Origin of the sequence: uncultured Chitinophaga sp. (genome assembly GCF_902168175.1) — a bacterium.
Classification (GTDB): domain Bacteria; phylum Bacteroidota; class Bacteroidia; order Chitinophagales; family Chitinophagaceae; genus Chitinophaga.
In genome coordinates, this window is sequence record NZ_CABHOU010000037.1 from 13,031 (window position 1) to 36,596 (window position 23,566).

The following is a 23,566-nucleotide window of genomic DNA, read 5'->3' on the forward strand; positions in this document are numbered from 1 at the left end:
ATAAATGCGGTTACTGTGCGGATGCTCCCATTACCATTTCCGTTCCGTCCCTTTCATAAACGGTGTTACCCAATGCCTTTTGTGCATTCAGGTACTTTTGCATCGTAATCGCAAAATTGTTCTGCTGTGTTGCCGAATACAAAGGCGCTGCGTAAAAGAGATTGAGGGTCAGATTTTGTGTGGACGCCATCAACGTCAGCTTTTCTCTTGAATACGTACCGAGGTACGCAGCACTGAACGTCCAGTTAGTAGGCTCGTACAGGATGTCTTCGATCGTTACTTTCCACTGCGTGGCTTTCAACGGTCGCAATGCGGTATAATCAAACACCTTCATATTAGTGGTAAAGTTTTCATCCGGCAACAAGTCCAGCACCAGGTCTACTTTCTTCTCATACAGGTCGGCCGGCCGCTTCAGGATGATCGTAAAGGCACCATCGATCACTTTGGCGGGTATGAAATGGCTGTCTGCCGGCGTTAATGCATAGTGTTTGCCGGCTTCTGCGGTAGTAAGGGATTGGTTCACACGTAACGTGAACGACCTTGGAACATCTGCTGCTTTGCCCAGTACTTTCACCGGGATGGAGAAAGTATCTGCCACATCTTTTACTACGGCAAACTGCATGTTCATGGAATCCCGCTGAACGGATGATACCTGGTAGTTAAAATAGATATCGTTGGATGATTGATACCGCAGCAGCGCTGTTTTTTCACAGGCGGTAAGCATCAACATTAAGATAGATATAGATAGCGAAAATGATTTCATAAAAACCTGTTTAAATTATCTGAATTCGGTTTCCAGCAAAGGCATTGGCGGCACGTACTGTGTAGTGGTCATATTAATGGTACCACTGGCCACCGCGCCGTTCGGGATGGCTGTTTTGTTCAGGCGCTTGTAGTAGAAGAACAACTGTCCTTCGCCCCAAAACTCTTTACGGTATTCTTTATCGAGATAAGTTTGCCTGTCCCCCGCAAATGTTACATCTGGCAGTCCGCGACTGGTACGCATGGTATTGAACCAGGTCTGCGCCGTCGCCTCTTCGGGTTCACATTCCACCATGATGTAGTACATCTCCGATATGCGGATTAATGGTTGAAAGTGCGTGTACGGCGTACGCACGGTCGCATCATACTTAAAAAAGGTTTTTACAGGTGTTGACGAAACCGGATCTACATAAAACCAGTTGCGGTAGCGAATGTCGTTAGGCATACTTTCGTAGGTAGCTTCCAGGTTGTTTGGCTCGGGCCGCAGCAGGTTAGCGCGTGAGTCTAAACCGGATGCCTTAAACCATGCCTGGTAGCTGGGGTACATATCGGCGTTCTCAAGACCGGTAATTACTTCGGTGCTGAATACACGGTTGGGTTGTGTAACTCCCGAAGCCACAGCATCCGGATTCACGAACGGAAAAAAGCCTCCTGCTTCTGTGATCACCAACCTCGCCGCTTCCATAGCTGCCGCTTTGTTGCGACGATATAGCTGGAAACGGGCCGTTAAGGCTTTAACGGTATAATAATTCATCCTGCGGTTGCGCATACGGAAGAAGTTATCGGCATTGTCGTTGCCTTGTGCGGCCACGCCCTCTGTCCTTACCGGATCGTTCTGCAGCAAGGTTTCTGCCTGGCCAATATCAGCCATGATACTGTCCATTACCCTGTTGGCGGGCAATACGGGTTGTATTTCTGTACCCGGCACCACCGGGTACGGTATGGCATTCAGGGTAGAATCTTTCGCGTACACCGGGCCAAACAACCTTAACAGATCGAAGGCTACATAGGCGCGAATAGCGTAGGCCTCCCCCATCATCCACCGTTTCTCATTTTCGCTGAGTACACCTTCCGTTCTGGATACATTATACAGGAACAGGTTAACGTTCAGGATGGCACCATAAGAAGCCGACCATATCCTGCCCAGGCGCGATACGCTGCTGGCATCGTTATAATTGTAGCGCATCACACTGTAAAAAGTATCGGCCGTTGACGCGATGTTGTAATACTGCCCCATCACATCTACCGTAGTAGAACTCAGCCCTTCCCCATACATGCCCGGCTTTGCCATGTTAAGGTAAATGCCTGTAAGCACCGTTTTTATCGTAGCCGAATTACTGTACACCTGCCTGTCCAGGAATTTATCGACCGGCTGCACATCCAGGAATTTGTTGCACGATACCAGCAACAGTAGTAGCAGCGCTGGTAAAAGAAGTTTTATATATCGCATAAATAAGTTCATTTAGAAGTACACGTTTACACTTACTGCCAGCGCATTGCTGAATGGATAATCGATACCACGCTCGGCCTGTATGTTCGACAACCGGAAGATGTCGTTCATATACGCGTTGATGCGAAGGCCTTTAATACGCGACTGTCGCAGCCAGGGATGGTATTTGGGCAGGAATTCGTAGCCTGCGTTGATCGACTCGCCGGACAGGTAGTTTTCTCTTTGCACAAAACGCGAGGAAGTAGGTGTTACATCGGTAATGCTGATGCCCCGGAACGGGGCCTCATCTCCCACCGCCTTCCACCTAAGCTCCAGCGCACGTTTGTCCTGGTTGTTCTGTAACGCGGCTTTACTGATGTTCTCTACTTTGTTATAAAGGGCATTGTTGAAGATGTACTGCCCTATACTGTAACGAAGGTTAACACCCAGTAAAAAACCTTTGATATTGAGGTTGGAGCTAAACACGCCCTCGATTACCGGACGACCGTTACCCTGCGGCACAATATCCTGCGGGTCGTAGATGAATGTGCGCTCGCCGCTCTTTTTACGGAATACTTCTTTACCAGTAGCAGGATCTATACCCAGGGAGGTAACGGCCCACAATTCATCAGGACTGTAACCATCTATATACCGCTGCAGGGAGGAGGATGCCTGCGAGGCTTCATTGAGACTCTTCAGCGCATTGGAAAAACCTTCATATTTGCTCTTGTAGATACCACCGGTATAACCGAGGGTCCACATGATATTATCCTGCTGCCTGTAAACAGGTGAGAAACGCAGGATGGCCTCTGCTCCCCTGGTACGCATCTCTCCTACATTAAACGGCATTACAGACACGCCAGTGGAAGCCGGCACGGAGGCCGAGGTAATTAACGGGCTCGACAACTTCTCGTAAGCGTTCAACGTCAGCATGAGGCGATTACCAAACAGCGCGGCGTCAATACCGGTGCTGATGCTCCGTGTGTTTTGCCAGTCGAGATTCGGATTACCGAGCTGCGACAGGTAAAGACCCTGACCGAACATGCTGAGGTTGTTCTCATATTTGTAGATGGAGGAAGAAGCAAAACTGCCAAGCGCCTGGTTGCCTGAAGTACCAATGTTACCACGCAGGCGAAGCAGGTCAATCCACCGCACATCATTCAGAAACTGCTCACGGCTGATAGTCCAGCCAAGGCCGGCCGACCAGAAAGGCGAATACTTATTTTCTGACCCGAAGGAGGTAGAGCCATCGATCCTGTAATTCAGATCGGCATAATACCGGTTATCGTATGCATAGTTCAAACTGGCCAGCGCATTCACTCTCCGGACAACGATCTCAGAATAACCGGGTTTGGTGCCTGTTATAAACCCAACAGCAAAAGCGGGATTAGGCTCCACTCCAACCGGGAAACCGGTGGCAGCGTACGACTCCAGGGTATTCTTCTGCTCCTGTATTTCGCCGCGGATGTTGCCCGTAATACTGTGTACCTCGTTCAACACTTTCCGGTAAGTGAGCATCAGGTTGCCCTGGTATCCTGACAGGTCGGCACGGCTGCTGCTGTAGAAACCTTTCTCAAATACGCCCGCAGCATCGTAAGCAGTGTTGGCCGATGGGGTGAACTGAACAATATGATTGATGCCTTTAGTCAGTTGCAAACCTGCCGAAATCCGCCAGTCTGCCGCAATATCATATAGTAAGCTCAGGTTGTTCTGTACATTAAAACTCCTGGTATTGTTTTTTGGGTTCAGCGAGGCATTGTACAAAGGATTGGGTACACGTATGGTATCCAGCCGGAAATCGCTTGCACCACGTGGCATGCGGTATACTTCCAGGTATTTATCTTTGTTTACGCTTCCATCCTCTTTCCGCTTTTGGTAATAAGGATTTACGCGTACGAAGGTGCTGAATGATCCGTACGGCGATTCATCTGCATCAAACCCGTTGATATAGGTCTGGTTGGTGACGTTCAGTTTTTTATGGCGATAACTCAGGTCTACCGTTCCGCTCCACGTATTTCTGCCACTTCCTTTCATCACCCCCTGCTGGTTACGGTAACTACCCGATACGCCATACTGGAACTCCTGGCTGCCGCCTGATACCCTCAGCGAATGCCCGTTGGTAAAACTGTTACGCAAAGGCACATTCAGCCAGTAACTATTTACACCACTTTTTACCGCGGCAAGGCGCTGATTGTAAAGCTGCGACAGGTAAATAGCGTTAACGCCCAAACCATCTATATACATACCTGCCAGGCGCTGAAATTCCAGGTTCTCTGCGGCATTCATCATATTATAATCATGCAGGTCGGGAATTTCCCAGCGCATATCGGCGGTGTAAGCAAGGCTCATCTGCCCTGGTTGCGGCGGTATGGTTTCTACCACCAATACACCGTTGGCCGCCCGGGAGCCGTATACGGCAGTAGACGAAGCATCTTTTAAAAGCGTGATGGATTTTACCCGGTTCATATCCAGGTCCATAATCTGGCGCAGTGTAGTTTCCATTCCGTTCAGGATAAACAGCGGCTGGTTGGGATCGCTGGAAAACTGGTCGCGTACGTCGGTGGTGGTCAAACTTGTTTTACCACGCATCTCGATCTTAGGCAGTTGGTTGGGGTTAGAGCCCTGCAGGTTATCGATGGCGATGATAAAAGAGGGATCGAGCGTACGAAGGCTTTGTATGATATTGTTATTACCGATCTGTTTCAGGTCCTGCCCCGAAAAGGAAGCCACAGCGCCGGTAAAGGTTTGTTTGTTACGGGTAAACATACCGGTACGTACTTCCACATCCTGTATAGTACGCGCGGAAGCTTCCATCACAATAGTTTTTACGCCGCTGCTCCATGCTTTGATCTCGAGCGGTTTAAAACCCACAAAGGTGATGGAAAGTATGGCAGACTCACTGGGGACTTTGATCACGAACACCCCGTTTTCGTTGGTCTGTGTGCCTTTGGCGCCGTTAATTTTAGGTATGATCGTGGCGAAAGGTAAGGCCTCTCCCTTCGTATTTACGATTCTCCCGGTTACGGTGATCGTGCTGTCGGCCCTTCCGGCTTTAACGGTTTCCCTGGTTTTACCGGCAGGTCTTATGAAGATGGCGTTGTTCTCCGTAGTGTAATCTACCGCTTTACCTTTCAGGCAGAGGTCCAGCACATCCATTAACGGAGCCTCTTTTACATCGATACTTACCGGTCCCAGGCCCTGTATAGTTTGCTCGTTACAGATAATAGAAATACCCGTTTGCCTCGAAATTTCAATAAATACTTTTTGAAGCGGTGCCCGTTTTACAGACAGGGTTACCTTTTGTCCAAACCCGCTGGCACACACGTGCAGGCAGGTTACTAATAATAAAAAAGCGGTCATTCTCATAACCCTGTAGATTTTGGCTGGCAGCCCCAATAGCCGGGGGGCTTCTCCCGTTAAGGTAAAAGTCATACTTTTGGTTGATTTTGATAGTTTCAGAAAAAGTCTCGCAAGGACGTTTTACCGGGATATCAAAGTTGTTCCGGAAGTGTTCCCGCACTTCCGTTTTTTTTTGACATCTGGTGTAGGCGGCATTAAGTCATATGTATATAGTTTGATGTTACCTGGGCATTACGGTTAGCGTACGGCCTTCCAGTTTGAATTTTATTTTATCTCCTTCAAGCATTTTAAGCACTTCGGTAACAGGCAGGCTACGACTGGTGCGGCCGAAGAAGCGTTCTTTGAGCGGAGCATCTTTATACACCACCTCCACATCATACCATCTTTCCAGCTGGCGCATGATCACCGGTAATTCGGTATCTGTGAATTCGAAGAAGCCTGTTGTCCAGGCGGTTACCTGTTCTACATCTGCCTCCTGCACTTGCGCCTGTGCAGCGCTGGCCGTAAATACAGCCTGGCGGCCGGGCCGAAGCAGGGTAAACACCCCGCCCCTGCTCACTCTTACGGCGCCTGTTACAAGTGTTGTACTAACCTGGTGTTCGTTGGCATAGGCCATGATGTCGAAACTCGTACCCAGCACATCTACGGCCACATCGTTCACCAGTACTTTAAATGGTTGGTTTTGGTCCTTAGTTATTTCAAAATATCCCTGCCCCTGCAGTTCTACTACACGTTCCTTACCGTTAAATGCAACAGGGTAACGGAGCGACGAGGCAGAGTTTAACCAGGCATGACTGCCATCGGGTAACGTAACCTCGAACTGGCCGCCACGGGGCACGGTGAGTGTGTTATAGCCTGTTTCCATGGAATGGTCGTAAACCAGTTGTCCGTTTTGCTGGCGTACGCCCTTGCCTATCACCCGCCTGCCGGCACTGTCCAGCTCCACCACCGATCCGTCGGCCAATGTTAACAGGGCTTTGCTGCTGCCGGGTTTTACCACGGCCGCAACGTCCGGCTGCCTGTTGCTGTTAAGCGATGACCAATGGTAAATACCTGTGGCCAGACCAATGATCACTGCCGCTGCGGCTGCGTACTTCCACCATTGCATACGGCGCACTTTAGGCTGTGCCGTTTCCATGATCCGGCCAAACAATATATCACCACGGCTTCGGTCACTTAGCCCGGTAAACACATCGTCACGGAAGCCGGCGTCTATCAGTTGTTCCAGCTCACCCTGGTGTACGGGCGAACGCAGGAAGCCGTAAAGCGCATCACACTCTTGTTCCGTAAGCTCATTGGCCAGGTATTTTGCCAGTAAATCTTCTAGTGTTGGTTGCATAAATTCTATTAACCGTTAAGGGACAAACAGGCCTTTCTGATCTTCCCGCTCCTTAAAGACGCAGGAAAAAGGGCCAGGTATTAGTCCCTTTGAAAAAAAACTTTCAAGCCTTTTTCTTCCTCCCGGGGAAAAGATGAAAAAAGGATGTTGCGGTACAAGGATGAAGTAGTAACGGTGGAATTTATTTGCTGATCACTGCGAGGACAAGCCACCAGAGCATGGTGCCTTTATCCGCATGTGCGGCCAGGTAGGCTTTGATAGTATGCAGCGCTTTGTTCATATGTACTTTTACGGTAGACACCGAAATACCTAACTGCTCCGAAATTTGCTGCTGCGAGAGGCCTTCTGTACGGCTAAGGATGTAAATACGCTGCTGCTGTGGTGGTAATATAGCAACCGCCTCGCTTATCAGCGCCTGCGATTCTTTTAACGACAACACCTCGTCGGGCACGGGCGTTTGTGCTGAAATATGTTGATGCAAATGTTCTTCGAGGGGAAGATGTATTACTTTTTTGCGGAGTGTGCTGATAATCTCATTACGGGCGCTGATGAAAAGATAAGCGTCGAACTTTTCCACGGCCGGCAGCTGTTCGCGTTTGCCCCATATTTTAATAAACACCTCCTGTACCACATCATCGGCAAGCGATGCGGATTTGGTATAGGCCAGTGCCATAGAGTAAATCTTATCCCAATAGTGGTCGAAAACAGCTCTGAAAGCAATGCCATCCCCCTTTGCGATCGCCTCCAGCAATACCGGCTCATTATATGCACGACTTTCGTTGAGCGCCAAACGTTTGCGATTTTGTTAAACTAGATTTTGCCTGCTTTCCCGATAAATATCAGGAATGGTTGATTTTGGTGTATCGGGGGTAAATATAACAAACATAATTTTATAAAGCCTCGCGGGCTTCCATCAGCGCAAAACCTAACAGGTTTAAACCGCGCCATTTATACACGTCCACTATTGCAGGATTATCTTTCGCCAAACCCACGCCCCGGAAGAACAGGTATTTAGACGGGACGGTGTTATCGGCCCGGGCCTTTAACCAATTAATATCGTACAGCTGACAAAACCACAGATGTTATCATGATTAAATTCCCCTTCCTTCTCTGCCTGAAAGACGTTATTTTTAAATACAAATTAACCCTCCTAATCATGAAACAACTCCTTTTCGCTTTATCACTGCTCATCAGCCTTCCCGCTTTTGCTCAAACCGATTATGCCAGTTCCCAAACAGCCGGAGCGGTAAATCGTAAGTTAACACAGTCTGGTGGTGTAATAGAAGTCGACGAACAGCCGGGCGTTGGTGTGGTATGGTTTGGAGACAAAACATTTAGTGAGGGTACCATTGAGTTTGATGTGAAAGGGAAAGATGTACTGCAAAAGAGTTTCGTGGGCGTGGCTTTCCATGGGCAGAACGACACCACTTATGATGCGGTCTATTTCCGGCCCTTTAACTTCAAGGCCACCGATGCGGTGCGGAAGAGCCATAGTGTACAATATATCTCCAACCCGAAACACGACTGGCCCGTTTTACGCCAGCAATTCCCCAATAAATACGAACAGGCGGTAGAGCCCGCGCCCGATCCTAACGACTGGTTCCATGTGCGGATAGAGGTGAAAGGGAAAGCAATTTCGGTGTTCGTGAACAACAGCACCATCCCCAGCCTGATCGTCAATAAACTGAACGATCGTAAATCCGGTAAAATCGGTATGTGGGTTGGCCATGGCTCTGGTGCCAGTTGGCGAAAGATATTTATTACGGAACGTCCGGTTGCGGCATTTGCAGCCCTTTAATCAATATCCCCATTTTATCAGCGTATCGTTCGGCAGGTCATATTCGTAAATCTCCATGGTGGCCGAATCGACATGCAGCCACATCATTGTATTAAAACGCGGGCTGCTCCCGTCGGGCTCCGTCACCGTAATACCGACAGGTGCCACAATGTATTGCTTATCCAGCCGGTCAATGTACCATTCCAGCTTACTGCTGTCGTTACGCGCCAAACTGAGCATTTCATTATCCGTTTTACCGATGTAATAAGCCATCACACTGTCAAGTCCGGCAAAACGCGCGGCCTCTTTATCAACAGGTTTTTCTTCGGATTTATCTACCGAAGCAGGCGGCAGGCTGTCTAAAGCGTTTGACTCGTGCCTCGCAGGTTGATGGCAGGCGCACATAGCCATCAGTATAAACAGGCACATCCATCGTTTCTTCATAGTGTTCGCAAATTATAAAATTCATCGTATTTTCACTTCATGATTTACTTCCATCTTTCCAACACACCTCCACCGGTTGTTTTGCAGGCAAAATAACCCGGGCGGCCTTTAGCCTCCTGCTGCCGGTACTGCCGGCCCGGTTGTTTGCGCCTGTGTCTCACGCACATATCAGTCTTTTCAATTCAACAACCGGACATTAATGACTAAATATATACTGATGGTATTCGCCGGCGCATGCAGCTTCGGGATACTGTCTACATTCGTAAAAATCGCATATAGGCAGGGCTACACACCTGCCGAAATTGCCGTATCGCAGGCCTTTGTGGGCATGCTGGCTTTGTGGGGCATCACTTTACTGACAGAAAGAAAAAAGTGGTTGCTCAGCTGGCGTAACATGTGGCCTTTACTACTTACCGGCGCCACTATTGGCATCACCACTTTCGTGTACTACCTGTCTGTCCACTACATTTCGGCATCACTGGCCATTGTCCTGCTGATGCAGTTCACCTGGATCAGCATCGTGCTGGAGCGGGTACTGTTTGGCATCAAAGCAGGGAAAGCCCTGTGGTGGTGTACGCTGGCGGTGTTAACCGGTACCGTAATGGCAGCTGGCATTAGCGGAGAAGCTTCTTTAACAGGTGTATTGCTGGCATTAGGAGCGTCTGTTTTATACGCCATCTACATCGTTGCCAATAGCCGCACCGACCAGCAAGTACCGTCGTTTCAACGCAGTGCCGTGATGATGACGGGCTCCACGCTTGGTATTTTCCTGGTAAATGCGCCACAACTGTCCACCAGTGTACATTACGACTGGCCACTACTGCCCTGGGCAGCCTTCCTGGCGTTGTTCGGAACAATTATACCACCGGTGTTGTTCACGAAAGGTATTCCGCGCATCGGGGCGGGACTTAGCGCCATTATTATGACAGCCGAGTTACCGGTAGCGGTTATTTGCGCTCACTTCGTACTGCACGAACCGGTAAGCTGGTTACAGGCTTCAGGTATCGTGGTGATGCTGGGCGCTATTGCGTTTATGCACTTACGCGCTGCGGGTGGTAAATAAAAGAAAAGGGCCGGCTTTGTACGAGCCGGCCCTTCTTCTTTTTTCACATGTATGTCCTAATACAACTTACTTCTGAAAAGATCAACCGTTAACCCGATCTCAAAATTACCATCGCTGTAATTCTTAAATCCGCCCGACTGCCACTGGTACATGGCTTGCAGCGTTACAATATGCTTAATACTGTAGCCCACGCCCGCGGTAAAGGCTTTGGAGGTGTGATAGAGTGCAAATACATTGGCCATGTTGTTGAACATGCTCACATTAGCACCCACATCAACAATACCGTTCCCTCCTTTTACCCCACGATAACAAACCTTGGGTTCGATGTAGTTGATCTGCATACCGGTGAGTATGCGGTAACTAACAGCAGAAAAGAAGGTGGCGCGCCCCGTAATTTCCTCATCATTATCCTTTAAAAAGCCGACCATACCCGGCAGTGCTGCCTGCACTGTTAGCTGGTGGCCGGTATAACTCATCCCAAAATCGCCTTCAAAGTAATTATCGCGCCTGTTAAACTGGCCAATCGACGGATCATCCGGATCACCATTTAGGCCTTTGGTATCGAGGCGATAAGTTTGCAGGGCGGCGGACAGGCCAAAATGCAGGGACTGGTCGCCACGATTATTTAAGGGGAGATGGTAAGCATACGTAAGCGCCACCCTTGTTCTGTCCAGCAGACCAGCGTGATCTTTATACACGCTAACACCGCCACCTATGCGTTTGCCGATATAGGCATCGGCAGTAAACGCCTTGGTTTCAGGCCCTTCCGGCATATCGTTCCACTGCCTGCGATAAGCCATGTTGAGGTGCAGGCCGGAATCGATGCCCGCCATAGCCGGATTTGCCAGGTACTGGTTCTGGAAAAATGAAGTGCCCAGTGGATCTGTAACGGCAACCGTAGATCCAATGCTTTGTGCATGCAGATTTCCCGCAAACCCTACCAAACCTGTAACCAGCGCCACTTTATATAATATGCGATATATCATTGCTGTAACTTTAATGGTGATCTAATAATTATCCCTTACAATGGTGATGTAACCTTTGTACACCTTCGCACCCTGCCCAAGCGTCACCAGGTAGTAGTAAGTACCTTCCTGTAATGGCACGCCGTTCACCTTACCCTCCCACTCATTCATATAGCCACGCTTACGGAATACCAGTCGGCCGCTACGGTCAAACACCTGTACTTCATTATCCGGGTAACTGTCGATGTTCCTGATTACCCAACGGTCGTTACGTCCATCGCCATTTGGTGTGAGGATATTGGTAGCGTCCAGCTTGAAGTCGACGTTTACAGTGACCGATACCTGGGCAGTACCTGTACATCCGGCGGCAGTAGTTACCGTTACGGCGTAGGTAGTGTTCTCCATCGGCCGCACCGTAAGCACTGGCAGGTACTGTGTACCGATAATGCCGGGCGCATCGGCCCAGGCATAGGTCAAACCTCCTGTTGCTGTCAATATGGCGATATCACCTTTAGAGATGGAAAGACCGATATTGGAAGTGATAACTGCTAAAGGTGCAGGACTCACGGTTACCTTAAATGTAGTCGCCGCCTGATCGATGCCTCCGTTCGCAACGCCTCCATTGTCCCTGATCGTTACCGTCACATTTGCCACTCCGCTAGTATTGGGTTTCACCGTGTAGTTAATCAGCCCACTGCTGTTAATTGTCAACACGTCGAAGATGTTGTTATCAGCGGTAATGCTCAGCGTATAAGTCTGTGCCGTTTCCGGGCCGGCCGACAAGCCAGCCACCTGCACGGTTGTTGCACCTGGATTGATACAAAGCAATTGTTCGGCAATCGGACTGATGGTCGGCGCTTCGTTTACATCGTTTATCGCAATGGTAAAGGCTTCTTCGTAAAACAGTCCCAAGTTATCGGTACTACGTATCCTCACGCTGTAGCTGCTCTTCGCTTCGAAGTTAAACGCCTGCGATGCACGCAACTGACCGCCGTTGATGTCGAACGCAGCATTGTCGGTACTACCCGGGCCAGTCACCAGCGTATAAGTAAAGGTGGCGCCCGGTGTCGGGTGTACACTGCCCAGTGTTCCTATTACCGCGTTAGGAGTATTGTTTTCATTGATAGCCGCATTGCTGAGCGTAATGTCCGTAGGACCTTCCACCACATCAGTTAAGTTGATGGTTACAGTTTGTGCGGCGCTTGTATTCACCCCGTCGCTCACCGTTACACTGATCACGAACTGCGGATTGGTTTCAAAGTCGAACTCATTTACATCGTTGACCTGTACCGCTCCCGTATTGGGGTTGATCGTAAACGCAGGCACGTTGTCATTGTCCTTATCTGCATTTATCGTAATGGTGTATTGCTGTAACGGCAGTACCGCCCCGGCATCTGTTGCCGCTACGTTGCCCACCACCGTGTTGAGCGCGCTATTTTCCGCGATGGTAAATACCTGTGCTGCTGTTACTACCGGCGGCACTGCATCCACGCTTACGCCCGTCGTAACCCCAACATTGTTCAGGGTCACTACCAGGTTATTCTGCCCGGCATCCCTGATCGTAGCACCATTTAGCAGGATGGTGGTGCCCGGTTGTACACCGTCGGCATCCAGCTCTCCTGCCTGTACCACGTAACTAAATATCCAGGCGTTCGTACCGCTGCCGCTCACATACGTAAGACTGCGGCCATTGCTGCCTACCACCAGGTTGATGGTCGGTGTGCCGCCTGCCAGAACCACGTTCTCGCTAAAGTTCACGGTAAATGACAGTGTTTCTCCAGCCTTATACACTTTGTTTGCAGGCGCCACCACACCCGATACCACCGGCGCTACGCCATCTACCAGTACGGCAGTGGTGTTACCAATGTTATTCAGGGTCAATGACGGATCATTCGTTAATATATCTTTCAGTACCGCACCGTTTGCGCTCAGTGAATTAACGGTAATACCATCGGTATCGAGCTGGCCTGTGAGTATAGTGTAAGTGAAAACCAGCGCCGTTGTACCGCTGCCGCTAACATACAACGCATCTACCACTGTACTGCCTATCGTCACTTTTAGTGATGGTACGCCACCCGTAATGGTAACTGCGGACGTATAGTTCACGGTGAAGGTAAGTGTAGTGCCAATGCCATAGGTACCGTTGCCCGGCACATTCACGGCTGTAACCGTAGCACCTACCGCATTTACCAGTACTGCCGTAGTAGCACCCACATTGTTCAACTGCAGCATTGCATTGTTGCCTGCCGCATCACCCACTGTACCGCCGTTCGCATTTAAAGCGGTACCTACCGCAATACCATCAAGGTCCTGCTGACCGGCCAACACTGTATAACTGAACGTAAGCACATTGGTACCCGATCCGGATACATAAGCCGCGTTCACATTCGTGCTGCCGATCGTTAATGGCAACAACGGCGTACCTGTAACCACCACGTTCTCATTAAAGGTTACCTGGAACGTGAGTACCTGTGAAGTAACATAGGTACCGTTCGCCGGTACGCTGACCGATGTAATGGCCGGCGCGATCGCATCTACCCGTACCAGGGTTGTATTGCCAATGTTGTTGAGTGTAATGGAAGGATCGTTTGTCAGCACGTCTTTTAACACCGCTCCATTTAAGCTGAGCGAGTTAACCGTAATACCGTCCGTATCCAGCTGCCCGGCCAGCACGGTGTAAGTAAACACCAGTGCCGTAGTACCGCTGCCGCTTACATAGTTCGCATCTGTGACGGTGCTGCCAATCGTCACTTTTAACGACGGTATACCGCCCGTGATCGTAACAGCAGCACTGTAGTTAACGGTGAAGGAAAGTACTTCCCCTGTAATGTAGGTATCGTTTGCAGGCACTGTTACCGAGGTAACGGTAGCACCCACCGCATTCACCAGCACATTATTGGTAACACCCACATTATTCAGCGTCAGCACGGCATTGTTACCGGCTGCATCCGCCAGTACCGCTCCATTGGCCTGCAGCGCTCCAATTGAAATACCATCGGCGTCTTGCTGACCAGCCAGTACCGTGTAACTAAAGACAAGCGCTGTACTGCCGGAACCGGATACATAGGCAGCATTGACCGTAGTACCTCCAATAGTGACTGCAAGGTTAGGCGTACCTCCTGTAACTGTTACATTCTCGCTGAAGTTCACACTGAAGGTCAGTACCTGCGCGGTGGCGTAAGTGCCATCAGCAGGTACGGTTACACTGTTGACTACCGGCGCTACTGCATCTACCAGTACCGCCGAAGTAATACCGATGTTATTAAGGGTGATGGAAGGATTATTGGTCAACGCGTCTTTTAATGTGGCGCCGTTCACACTCAGGCTGTTTACTGTAATACCGTCTGTATCCAACTCCCCCGCCTGTACAGTATATGCAAAATTCAAGGCGGCAGTACCGCTGCCTGTTGTGTAATTTGCATCTACCACCGTACTGCCAATCGTTACTTTTAACGATGGTGTACCGCCGGTAATGGTGATTGCGGAAGTATAGTTAACGGTGAAGTTGAGCAACTCGCCGGTAATGTAGGTATCGTTTGCGGGTACAGTAACCGAGGTCACCGCAGCACCCACTGCATTTACCAGTACGCCTGTAGTAACACCCACACCGTTTAACTGCGGATCAGCCAAATTGCCTGCTGCATCAGCGATAGTAGCGCCATTAGCGGTTAGCTGTGCGCCGATCGTAATGCCGTCCAGGTCCTGCTGACCATCCAGCACGGTATACCGGAATACTAATGCTGCGGTGCCACTACCTGATAAATAAGTAGCATTTACAGTAGTGCTGCCGATCGTTATTGCCAGGGAAGGCGTACCGCCAGTTATGGTTACAGCTTCGCTCAGGTTTACGGTAAAGTCGAGTAACTGTCCCACTACATAAGTCGCGTTGGCCGGCACAGTAACGGTATTCACCACAGGGATAATACCATCTACCACGATGGCCCGTGAACCTGCAATAGCGTTGGCGCTCCCCGTGGCTGGAAGCGTAAGTACCGCGGCCAGGTTGCCTGCTCCCTCAATAGTACCGCCATTTAAAGCCAGCGCATTTACCGACTGGTAATCCAGGTCGGCCGAAGCATCGCCTGCCTGTACGGTATAACTAAATGTAAGGGTACTGGTTCCTGAGCCGCCTGTATACGATGCCTGCCTGTCCGTAGTACCCGTTTCCAGTAACAGGGTGGGCGCACCGGTTACATTCACCGGTACATCAAAGGTGATCGTCAGTTCGATCACATCTCCCGTATTGTACATACCATCTGCCGTAGTAGCGCTTCCCTGTAGTATTACCGGGTTCAGCGGATTTACGGTGATATTGATAATGTCGGTATCGGTTTGCGCTGGCGCTGGCGTTAAGCCCTGATCGTCGGTAACGATCTGGAACGTGGCCGCTCCGAAATAGTTATTGGCAGGTGTAAACGACAAACCGTTGAGGGCGGTGTTGATACTGGCCGTTGTGCCTGTAAAGGTCATGGTGGCATTAGCAGTACCAGTCCCGGTAACGAACGATAAGCCGGCAATACCGGATAACGTAATCGTACCATTCGTGGCGGTCAGGGTTACGCTTAACGTACCCGCATCCACATCACTGGTAGAAATAAGATTGGAGTTTCCGGTATTAAATACCAGCACTGCGTTCTTATTCACCTGCTGTGCGCCCGGAACAACGTTCACCGGTGCATCGTTAACTGCGGTTACGGTTACCTGGAAGGTTTCGGTATCTGTTAACGCGCCACCTGTACCTGTATTACCATTGTCGTTGGCCACCACTGTTACAGTTTGGGCGGTGGCACTATTGGCAGCAGTGGTGAACGTAAGGCTGCCGGCTGCAATAAATGCATTGATGTTGGTCATGGTGCCGTTTAGTACTACCGGGCCACCCGGACTACCGGCAACGGTTACACCGGCACCAGAAGTGGCCGTAAAGCTACCTGCTGGTAAGGAAAAGCTAATGCTCACCACAGCCACACCGGCATCTGCGTCTGTTACACTGATCCCGGTAATGGCACCTGCCACATCTTCGGTTACGTTGACCGATACCGGTACAGTAAGTACAGGGTTGTCGTTAACCGCCGTTACGTTAAGCGTAGTAGTACCGCTCACTGACAGAGGCCCTCCTGTACCGGAATTGCCATTATCAGTCAGGTCAAGCGATAAGGTAACGTTACCAGGCGTGTTAAGCACCGAAGTATAAGTAAGGGAAGATCCCGTTATAAACGTATTAATGTTGGCGGCCGGACCGGTAAGCGTTAACGCTGTTGCGGTACCGCCCACTGTAACACCACCGCCGGACGTAGCTGCCAATGCACCGGCAGGCACCGTGAGCGTAAGTGTAAGGTTAGCTGCACCGGCATCAGGATCTGATACGGAGATGCCGCTAAGTGCAGTGGTTACATCTTCCGGTATGTTCAGCGTGGCCGGATTTGTAAGTACCGGTGGCTGGTTAGGGGGATTGACGGTTACAAAGTTCCAGGTGGTATTGTCGCTGATGCCCATGAACCAAACGTTATCCGAACGTTTGAATACGCCGGCATCCATACGGATGGCATAAGCCGTGAGGGCCGCCAGATTTGCAGGCGGGTCTATCACCCAGGTAGTACCCGAACCGGTAACGGCTGCATCACCCACCGCAATGGTAGATACGACTACGTTGTCGCTGGTGCGGACGATGTAAATATTACCCGTTCCCTTTACCACCGTTTCGGTAAATACGATCGTAAGGTTGGTGGCCAGGGCTATACCGGTAGCATTATCTGCCGGTGTTAAACTGCTCAGTAAGGGCGGGTTTTCGTTCTGCCGGAGATAGGTGCCCTGCGAGGAGCCAGAGAACAACCACACATCAACATCAGAATCGCCGTCATAATCCTCTGGTACCGCCACCGTACCGCTGCCTTCAGCAAAATTTGTTTGTGTGATACCACTGAATGGTGTACCAGGTAAACCCGCAGTTACGATCGTAGCAAGCGTAGCGCCATCGCTCCTCACATAACCCCATGCCGATCCATCGCCTGCACTCTGGTACAATAAATCTGCATCACCGTCTGAATCGAAGTCGCCAGCGATGCTGCGACCAGGAAACTGAAACACCGGGAACGGAAATGCGCCCCCTGATAAATCGCTATAAGAAGTATTGTTGTTGTTCACGAGATAGTGGCCAGTCACATTAAAATCCGCAAATAGAATGTCTATGTCGCGGTCGCCGTCGAAATCTCCGAAACGATAAAAGCCGTTGAAATCAAACTGGGTAACGCCCGCAAAAGGAGTTCCCGGTAAACCAACGGTAATGTTGTATGTATAGGTCCCGGAATTATTCAGGCCATATACCCATGTACTGCCATTTCCCCCCGACTGGTAAAGTATATCCACATCTCCGTCACCATCAAAATCATTTAGTACGGTCCGGGATGTGAATGGCACTGCCGGGAAAGGATAAGCAGCCCCTGTTATCTCTATAAAGGAAGTATTGTTTTCGTTCCGCAGATAACGTCCGCCTGCAGCAATAACTGCGGGTGCAACCTGCATCCATACGTCTACATCGCCATCTCCATCGAAATCGCGAACGCGGATCAACGCACCGGCTACTCCGCCGAAGTCGAATTGGGTAATTCCTGCGAACGGCGTACCGGGCAACCCGGCGCCTGTTTCGATCTGGAACGTACCATTGCCCAATGCCCGCGCATAATTCCAGGCAGAACCGTTGCCGCCTGTCTGATAAAGTACGTCCGCATCCCCGTCGCCATCAAAATCGCCAATGGCTGAACGGCTGGCGAACTGCATCGAGGGAAAAGTAGTGGTGGATTCGCTGCTGTAAACTTGTGCTGAAACGTGTTGGGTAATAGTCAGGCACAAACACAGCATCAATAAGTAAAATTTCTGCATGTTTCCTTTTATAAGATGATCAAACACATAAATACGGGTTCTGCCAGCCGGAGAAGTTCATGGCTATACTTTGGATGATTTCGGGATCTTCGAGCGTTACCCCCTGCACGGCTTCCACGATCTCATTTTCTACTTCCGCTCCTCCTGCTCTTACGCCGGGTTTTCGGATATACACCTGCTGTGGCAATGCCATATGCTGCGTATCGAGCCGGATAGCGCCTCTTGGCCCTTCGGGTTGTTCTGTTCTCAGTAATGCGGCTATACCGGCACGACCATCGGGCTTTGCACAAATAGCTGCTGCGGTGGCCATGCCGCTTTCATATCCTAACAGGCTGTACACATCCGGCCGTTCGCCATAAGCGGATTCGTATCGCTCCACGAACAAACGGTTACTATCATTGGGCTGTGTATACGTCCAGCTAATGGCATTGTAATAGTCCGACATCGTACTATCATAACGATACAGTCCATCTTCTACCATAAAGGGATTTACACTGATGGGTACTTCATTTCTAAGTGGTGAGGTAGCCAGTAACTGCCGGAACTGTATACCCTCTTTGCCTGATAACAGGATGTGCGCATGCCCGGGATGCTGCTCCTGCAACAGGTGCAGGAAGGCGGTGGTATCGGGTTCGTTTATATAGTTTTTGATAACGTTCAGTTTTACCTGTAAGGCACCCGAAGCGGAGGTACCGAGTTTAAAACACTCGTGCAGATTGTAACCGCTTTCGTAAGTAGCCATACTAATAGAGGGCTCGCCTCCATAACGCTGCTGCATCCACCTGCCCATTGCCCACTGACTATGCCATAAATGCAGGCTGTTGTAAAATAACCAGGGAGAAATACCGCTGAAGGTGGGGATAAATCCGCCAGGATTACTGAGCATCGCAGGTGTTCCGTATTGCTCCAGCAGCGGCGCCAGTTTGGGTATTACGCGGGAGCCTACCACACCGGCAAGCAGGTCGGCGTTCTCGAACAGGATGAGCTTCCGGGCGGCTTCTTCCACCTGCTTCTGCTCGCCCATGTATATAAATTCGCGGATGTAGTGTACGTTGCACACTTCGGTGGCGGGCTTCATTCCTAATTCGAATCCGTTCAGGAAGGCTTCTTTCAGGTTCCTGAAAACACCAGACCAGGGCAACATTAAACCAATAGTGACCTTTTTCATAACAATGGGATAAAAGCGGGAAGCCTTAGCTTCCCGCTGGTAAGTTTAATCACGCGAAGGAAAAATACCTTCCATACAGATAATGAAATTCATACACAGGTAGGGCTGCATATTACTATGTGGCTGGCCGCCACCGTAAATACCTGATTCGCCGCTTACATTACTTGTTCCAGTGTTCAACACTACGTTTGGCGCTGCATTGTTGTACGCAAACAAAGGATTGCCTGTACCCGGATCTATAGGAGCAGCTAAAGTATTGGTGCCGGCAGCCGGAACGCCTGTGGTAGCAGCCGCATTAGAAGCTGAAATAGTGGCCGTTAACGCAACACTGTGCGTATGTGCAGGAATCTGTGTACCGATCAGTGTTACTGTTTCTGTTCCGCCAACCTGCCCTAAAACATAATTGGATAAACCCGGCCCCTGCCCCGGACCAACAGGAACACGGCTTCGAAAATCTGGCAGGGCAAAAGTGGTTTGACCATTACCGCCGTAAGTAGTGCCTAATAATGCAAACAAGGCAGTATTCTGTGCAATGGATATAATCTGGCCCTGACAATAGGCCCAACCGCGGGGTGCAAACGTTGCAGCCCACAGCATGATGGTGGAAATGTACGACTCCATAAGATGGATGTGGATTGATGGTGAACAATATGGTGAATGCACCGGTTCATCACCGGCGACAAAAAGCAAATAAATCCGCATTGCGGCACTTACTCAGCGACACACGAAGTAAATAGGCTGAAACTGGGGGAACTGCTGCACATAATCATTTTGGGGGCCCGGCCATCCGGGCGCTGGCTACAGTTACTCAACGGGCTCAAACAATTGCTTTGACGATGATAAAACTAAACTAAATTTCTATTTCGAAAATCAGACTCTGGCATAAGGAAATAAAAAAGGCTGTCTCTTTCTCCGAAACAGCCTCTAATTTTTACCGCACTTTCTTTTGTTCTATATTGGGAAGTAAACCTGTTAGTATTCCTATCAATGGTAAATAAGCACAGACCGAAAAAACGTACGAGATACTGGTCAGGTCGGCCAGTTTACCTAATACTGCGGAGCCTAGTCCACCCATCCCAAATGCAAGTCCGAAAAAGAGCCCGGCAATCATACCTACCTTCCCTGGCACCAGCTCTGTAGCATATACGAGGATGGCGCTAAAGGCTGAAGCGATCACCACGCCGATAACGACCGACAGTACGGCTGTCCAGAATAAAGGTACGTAAGGCAGCAATAACGTAAACGGCGCCACGCCCAGTATAGAGAACCAGATGATGTACTTCCTGCCGAAACGATCGCCCAGTGGTCCGCCGATAAACGTACCCGCCGCAACAGCGCCGAGGAAGATGAAAAGGTATAACTGCGATTGCTGTGTGGTAACATGAAACTTATCTATCAAAAAGAAAGTATAGTAACTGCTCATGCTGGCCATGTAGAAATACTTGGAGAAGATGAGTACAATGAGGATACACAATGCAGTGATCACTTTCTTCTTAGAAAACACCTGCTCTGCATGCTCTGTTTTACGCGCCGCCTTTTCCAGTATGTGCGCACCATACCACTTGCTTACCCGCGTTAACACCAATATACCGATCAACGCCACCAGCGTAAACCATATGATATTGATCTGCCCATACGGGGCAATGATCAGGGCCGCCAGCAAAGGGCCTATCGCGCTACCTGCATTACCGCCCAACTGGAAAATAGACTGCGCCAGTCCCTTTTTACCACCAGAAGCCAGGTGCGCCACGCGCGACGATTCCGGGTGAAAGATAGAAGACCCGATACCGATAAAACTCACCGATATCAGAATATTGTAGAAGCTGTTAGCAAAGGCCAGCGCTATCAACCCCACGAGTGTAAAACCCATGCCCACTGGCAAAGAATAAGGCCGTGCCCTTTTGTCTGTATATACACCTACTAATGGCTGCAGCAGTGAAGCTGTTAGCTGGTACACAAGTGTAATAAGCCCGATCTGTGTAAACGTAAGATGGTACTTGTCTTTAAAGATCGGGTATACCGAGGGTATTACCGACTGTAGCATATCATTGGTGAGATGCGCAAAACTGATCGAAAAGAGAATAGAGAAAACGGTGTTCTGTGCCAGTTTTCCGGGCGCTTCCACTGTTGCCGCCATAGATGTGTTTTTCATAAAATCCAATACTTTAATGCCACGCAATAATCTTAGCGGCGGTGTTCCATGCCTTTTTTGCCTCACCGTCTGTAATGTGTTTGAATAATTGTTCATGTAAGGAGTGCGAACCAATAAACGAAGCCGTATCGGGGAACCTTACCAGGAACCACTTTCGCAAATGGACCGACACCGACTTGTATAAATCGGCCAGCACCTGGTTACCCGAAGCCTCGGCTATCGCCACGTGAAAAGCAATATCTGCATCCACACAGGCTTCCAGATCGCCGGCATCTGCCGCCGTTTTCCGGTCGCGCAGGTACGTCTTCATCACCGCCAGGTCGGCCTTTGAACGGTTGAAGGCTGCTTTCTCCGCGATCTTCATTTCCACCAGCGCCCGCACTTCATCAAGATCTTCTTCACTGGCCCGCTGCAACCGCTGCGATATAGGTTCCTTGTTCCCGGTAGATGCATCTACAAAGGTGCCTGCGCCCTGCTGCACCCGCAATAAACCTGAATTAACAAGTATGCGGATGGCCTCCCGGATGGTAGAACGCCCTACGCCAAAAGCTTTCATCAGCTCCGGCTCTATCGGCAACTTCTCCCCTGGCTTATACTGCCCCAGCGACACCTGCTCCTGCAAACGCATCGCTACTTCATCCGCCAGCGATTTTTTCTGGATCATCATCTTAAAATTTCTAATTCATCATATCATCTGATGAATTTCAAAGGTAGGAAGATTTGGGGAAACAGCAAATGGAGTTTAGAATGCGCGGTTAACATTTGTCCTGTCGTCATCTCTTTTTCGCGAAAGTCAGCGCTCTTTAAAGATAGCTCCCGGCCCCTGTTAAACACCCACGTCTTTCCGCCCATTCCCCTTTTGCCGTAACCCCGTGTAGTTTGATGGGCCTCATCACCGGAACGCCATCTAACGGATTGATTGCAAGGCATTAACATTTAAATACGGCTCGGTTTTTGCTATTATTCGGCTCATCAAAACCAATAGTATAATGGCAAAATCAGATAGTATTTTAAGGCTAAGAGGGAAGATAAAGGGCATTATCAATTACTCCATAAACGGGAAGTTCTATGCCCGCGCCGCGCCGGAAGTGGTGCGCCAAACCCTCGCTACCCGTGAGGCTGCCCGGGATTTCGGCACTGCCAGCCGTGCGGCCCGCATTATTCGCCACGCCATAGACCAGGCGGTAAGCACACACTTCGACGGCAGTTTCCTCAACCGCTTGAATAAAGAGATGGGCGTCATCGTAAGGGATGACATCACACATCCACGCGGCAAACGCCAGGTAACCACGGGCTCCCTGCAACGGCTGATTGGCTTTCGGGTAAATACGAAGGCCTCCATTTATAGTGAAACGGATACGGTACGTTGTCATAATGGCCACATCGCCGTAACGGTAAAGGCCCCGCACCAGGGACTGTCGCAGGCAGACAAGTATTTCCGCTTCCGGGCGATCGCTATCTGCCCCGACTTTGCCCTCGGCATGTGCAAAACCTTTGTGTCGGAGTATGTAGATGTGCCGGCCGGCGATGTTCATCCACCCATCGAACTGATAATTCCCACTCCCGCCGGCAAAGCCGCTATCGTGATGCTGGAAGTAATAGCTGCCGGCGATAGAGGACTGCGTACCACCATGCGCTTCCAGGCTACAGAGGTAATAGCGGTAATGAGCGCCCGCAAAGCCGCTACTGTAAACACTGTCTACAGCGAATCGCCTGCAATATCGCTTCCAGCCGACATTACCGGCAGTTTACACCTGCAACAGGGCCCTTCTCCCGGCTAGACTAACAATTCATCCATAAACCGCCGGCAAATCCCCGCGGAACGCCCCCTCATGCCCCTATGTCTGATTTTGCCCTTTTTCACTACTTTTCCCCTCTTACCTCACTTCATTTATACACGTCTGGCGGATAAATTCCGCCTTTTTTTGTGCCTATACCTCATGTAGCCCCTCTTTTTTCATTTCCGCCCCGCCCACACCTTATCCCCCGATCAAGTCCACATCAACTCCACACAAACTCCTTTTATATAGGCTCTCTACAGGCTTTTTAAGAGCCATAAGAAAGTGTCAGGGACCAGCTACAGATCACTATTAAGCCGCCGTTATGTCACTCCCTTCAACTGTTTGAACATTATTGGGCAGAAACTAAGCACCACTGCCCGCGTTAGCGGGCGTCACTAAGATCGTCATGGCGAGGAACGAAGCCATCCTCCGCTTAAGTCTTCGCAACAG

General features: G+C 50.0%; 15 protein-coding genes. 3 read left to right on the plus strand and 12 right to left on the minus strand.

All coding sequences use genetic code 11. From position 1 onward, the window contains the following. Positions 1-10: 10 nt before the first annotated feature. From QZT80_RS07605 to QZT80_RS07625, 5 genes are all read right to left on the minus strand, one after another. Positions 11-763: a DUF4843 domain-containing protein gene (locus tag QZT80_RS07605; protein ID WP_295120018.1), complete on the minus strand. Its 753-nt coding sequence runs from the start codon at positions 761-763 to the stop codon at positions 11-13. 15 nt (positions 764-778) lie between these two features. Beyond that, positions 779-2,212, minus strand: coding sequence for a RagB/SusD family nutrient uptake outer membrane protein (locus QZT80_RS07610; protein WP_295120021.1), 1,434 nt, complete (start codon positions 2,210-2,212; stop codon positions 779-781). A gap of 12 nt (positions 2,213-2,224) precedes the next feature. After that, a complete protein-coding gene (locus QZT80_RS07615; protein ID WP_295120024.1) occupies positions 2,225-5,557 on the minus strand; it encodes a SusC/RagA family TonB-linked outer membrane protein in 3,333 nt (1,110 codons plus the stop codon). A 214-nt stretch (positions 5,558-5,771) separates the two neighbouring features. After that, positions 5,772-6,890 (minus strand): FecR family protein, encoded by a 1,119-nt coding sequence (locus tag QZT80_RS07620; protein WP_295120027.1) that lies wholly within the window; start codon positions 6,888-6,890, stop codon positions 5,772-5,774. A 181-nt stretch (positions 6,891-7,071) separates the two neighbouring features. After that, positions 7,072-7,680: an RNA polymerase sigma factor gene (locus tag QZT80_RS07625; protein WP_295120030.1), complete on the minus strand. Its 609-nt coding sequence runs from the start codon at positions 7,678-7,680 to the stop codon at positions 7,072-7,074. Between the two features lie 366 nt (positions 7,681-8,046). Between QZT80_RS07625 and QZT80_RS07630 the strand changes: the two genes are divergently transcribed. Further along, on the plus strand, positions 8,047-8,688 hold the full coding sequence (locus QZT80_RS07630; RefSeq protein WP_295120033.1) for a family 16 glycoside hydrolase: 642 nt from the start codon (positions 8,047-8,049) through the stop codon (positions 8,686-8,688). On the opposite strand, the gene QZT80_RS07635 is transcribed toward QZT80_RS07630, so the two are convergent. After that, a complete protein-coding gene (locus QZT80_RS07635) occupies positions 8,689-9,111 on the minus strand; it encodes a hypothetical protein (RefSeq protein WP_295120036.1) in 423 nt (140 codons plus the stop codon). It abuts the gene before it with no gap. A 199-nt stretch (positions 9,112-9,310) separates the two neighbouring features. Between QZT80_RS07635 and QZT80_RS07640 the strand changes: the two genes are divergently transcribed. Further along, positions 9,311-10,174 (plus strand): DMT family transporter, encoded by an 864-nt coding sequence (locus tag QZT80_RS07640; RefSeq protein ID WP_295120038.1) that lies wholly within the window; start codon positions 9,311-9,313, stop codon positions 10,172-10,174. Positions 10,175-10,230: 56 nt separating this feature from the next. On the opposite strand, the gene QZT80_RS07645 is transcribed toward QZT80_RS07640, so the two are convergent. From QZT80_RS07645 to QZT80_RS07670, 6 genes are all read right to left on the minus strand, one after another. After that, positions 10,231-11,160 (minus strand): PorP/SprF family type IX secretion system membrane protein, encoded by a 930-nt coding sequence (locus QZT80_RS07645; RefSeq protein WP_295120041.1) that lies wholly within the window; start codon positions 11,158-11,160, stop codon positions 10,231-10,233. Between the two features lie 21 nt (positions 11,161-11,181). After that, positions 11,182-18,015, minus strand: coding sequence for a gliding motility-associated C-terminal domain-containing protein (locus QZT80_RS07650; RefSeq protein ID WP_295120044.1), 6,834 nt, complete (start codon positions 18,013-18,015; stop codon positions 11,182-11,184). Between the two features lie 19 nt (positions 18,016-18,034). After that, the gene (locus tag QZT80_RS07655; protein WP_295120047.1) at positions 18,035-19,183 is read right to left on the minus strand and encodes an ABC transporter substrate-binding protein; all 1,149 of its coding nucleotides are present in this window, start codon (positions 19,181-19,183) and stop codon (positions 18,035-18,037) included. Positions 19,184-19,228: 45 nt separating this feature from the next. Beyond that, positions 19,229-19,804, minus strand: coding sequence for a phage tail protein (locus QZT80_RS07660; RefSeq protein ID WP_295120048.1), 576 nt, complete (start codon positions 19,802-19,804; stop codon positions 19,229-19,231). Positions 19,805-20,114: 310 nt separating this feature from the next. Next, positions 20,115-21,335, minus strand: a complete 1,221-nt coding sequence (locus QZT80_RS07665) for an MFS transporter (RefSeq protein WP_295120051.1) — start codon at positions 21,333-21,335, stop codon at positions 20,115-20,117. Between the two features lie 13 nt (positions 21,336-21,348). Next, the gene (locus QZT80_RS07670; RefSeq protein WP_295120054.1) at positions 21,349-22,002 is read right to left on the minus strand and encodes a FadR/GntR family transcriptional regulator; all 654 of its coding nucleotides are present in this window, start codon (positions 22,000-22,002) and stop codon (positions 21,349-21,351) included. A gap of 322 nt (positions 22,003-22,324) precedes the next feature. Between QZT80_RS07670 and QZT80_RS07675 the strand changes: the two genes are divergently transcribed. After that, positions 22,325-23,116, plus strand: a complete 792-nt coding sequence (locus QZT80_RS07675) for a hypothetical protein (RefSeq protein ID WP_295120057.1) — start codon at positions 22,325-22,327, stop codon at positions 23,114-23,116. Positions 23,117-23,566 lie beyond the last annotated feature (450 nt).

Bases quoted from the DNA above. Each gene is read 5' to 3' on its own strand.
- QZT80_RS07605 (WP_295120018.1), bottom strand. From the start codon at position 763: ATGAAATCATTTTCGCTATCTATATCTATCTTAATGTTGATGCTTACC.
- QZT80_RS07610 (WP_295120021.1), bottom strand. From the start codon at position 2,212: ATGCGATATATAAAACTTCTTTTACCAGCGCTGCTACTACTGTTGCTG.
- QZT80_RS07615 (WP_295120024.1), bottom strand. From the start codon at position 5,557: ATGAGAATGACCGCTTTTTTATTATTAGTAACCTGCCTGCACGTGTGT.
- QZT80_RS07620 (WP_295120027.1), bottom strand. From the start codon at position 6,890: ATGCAACCAACACTAGAAGATTTACTGGCAAAATACCTGGCCAATGAG.
- QZT80_RS07630 (WP_295120033.1), top strand. From the start codon at position 8,047: ATGAAACAACTCCTTTTCGCTTTATCACTGCTCATCAGCCTTCCCGCT.
- QZT80_RS07635 (WP_295120036.1), bottom strand. From the start codon at position 9,111: ATGAAGAAACGATGGATGTGCCTGTTTATACTGATGGCTATGTGCGCC.
- QZT80_RS07640 (WP_295120038.1), top strand. From the start codon at position 9,311: ATGACTAAATATATACTGATGGTATTCGCCGGCGCATGCAGCTTCGGG.
- QZT80_RS07645 (WP_295120041.1), bottom strand. From the start codon at position 11,160: ATGATATATCGCATATTATATAAAGTGGCGCTGGTTACAGGTTTGGTA.
- QZT80_RS07650 (WP_295120044.1), bottom strand. From the start codon at position 18,015: ATGCAGAAATTTTACTTATTGATGCTGTGTTTGTGCCTGACTATTACC.
- QZT80_RS07655 (WP_295120047.1), bottom strand. From the start codon at position 19,183: ATGAAAAAGGTCACTATTGGTTTAATGTTGCCCTGGTCTGGTGTTTTC.
- QZT80_RS07660 (WP_295120048.1), bottom strand. From the start codon at position 19,804: ATGGAGTCGTACATTTCCACCATCATGCTGTGGGCTGCAACGTTTGCA.
- QZT80_RS07665 (WP_295120051.1), bottom strand. From the start codon at position 21,335: ATGAAAAACACATCTATGGCGGCAACAGTGGAAGCGCCCGGAAAACTG.
- QZT80_RS07670 (WP_295120054.1), bottom strand. From the start codon at position 22,002: ATGATGATCCAGAAAAAATCGCTGGCGGATGAAGTAGCGATGCGTTTG.
- QZT80_RS07675 (WP_295120057.1), top strand. From the start codon at position 22,325: ATGGCAAAATCAGATAGTATTTTAAGGCTAAGAGGGAAGATAAAGGGC.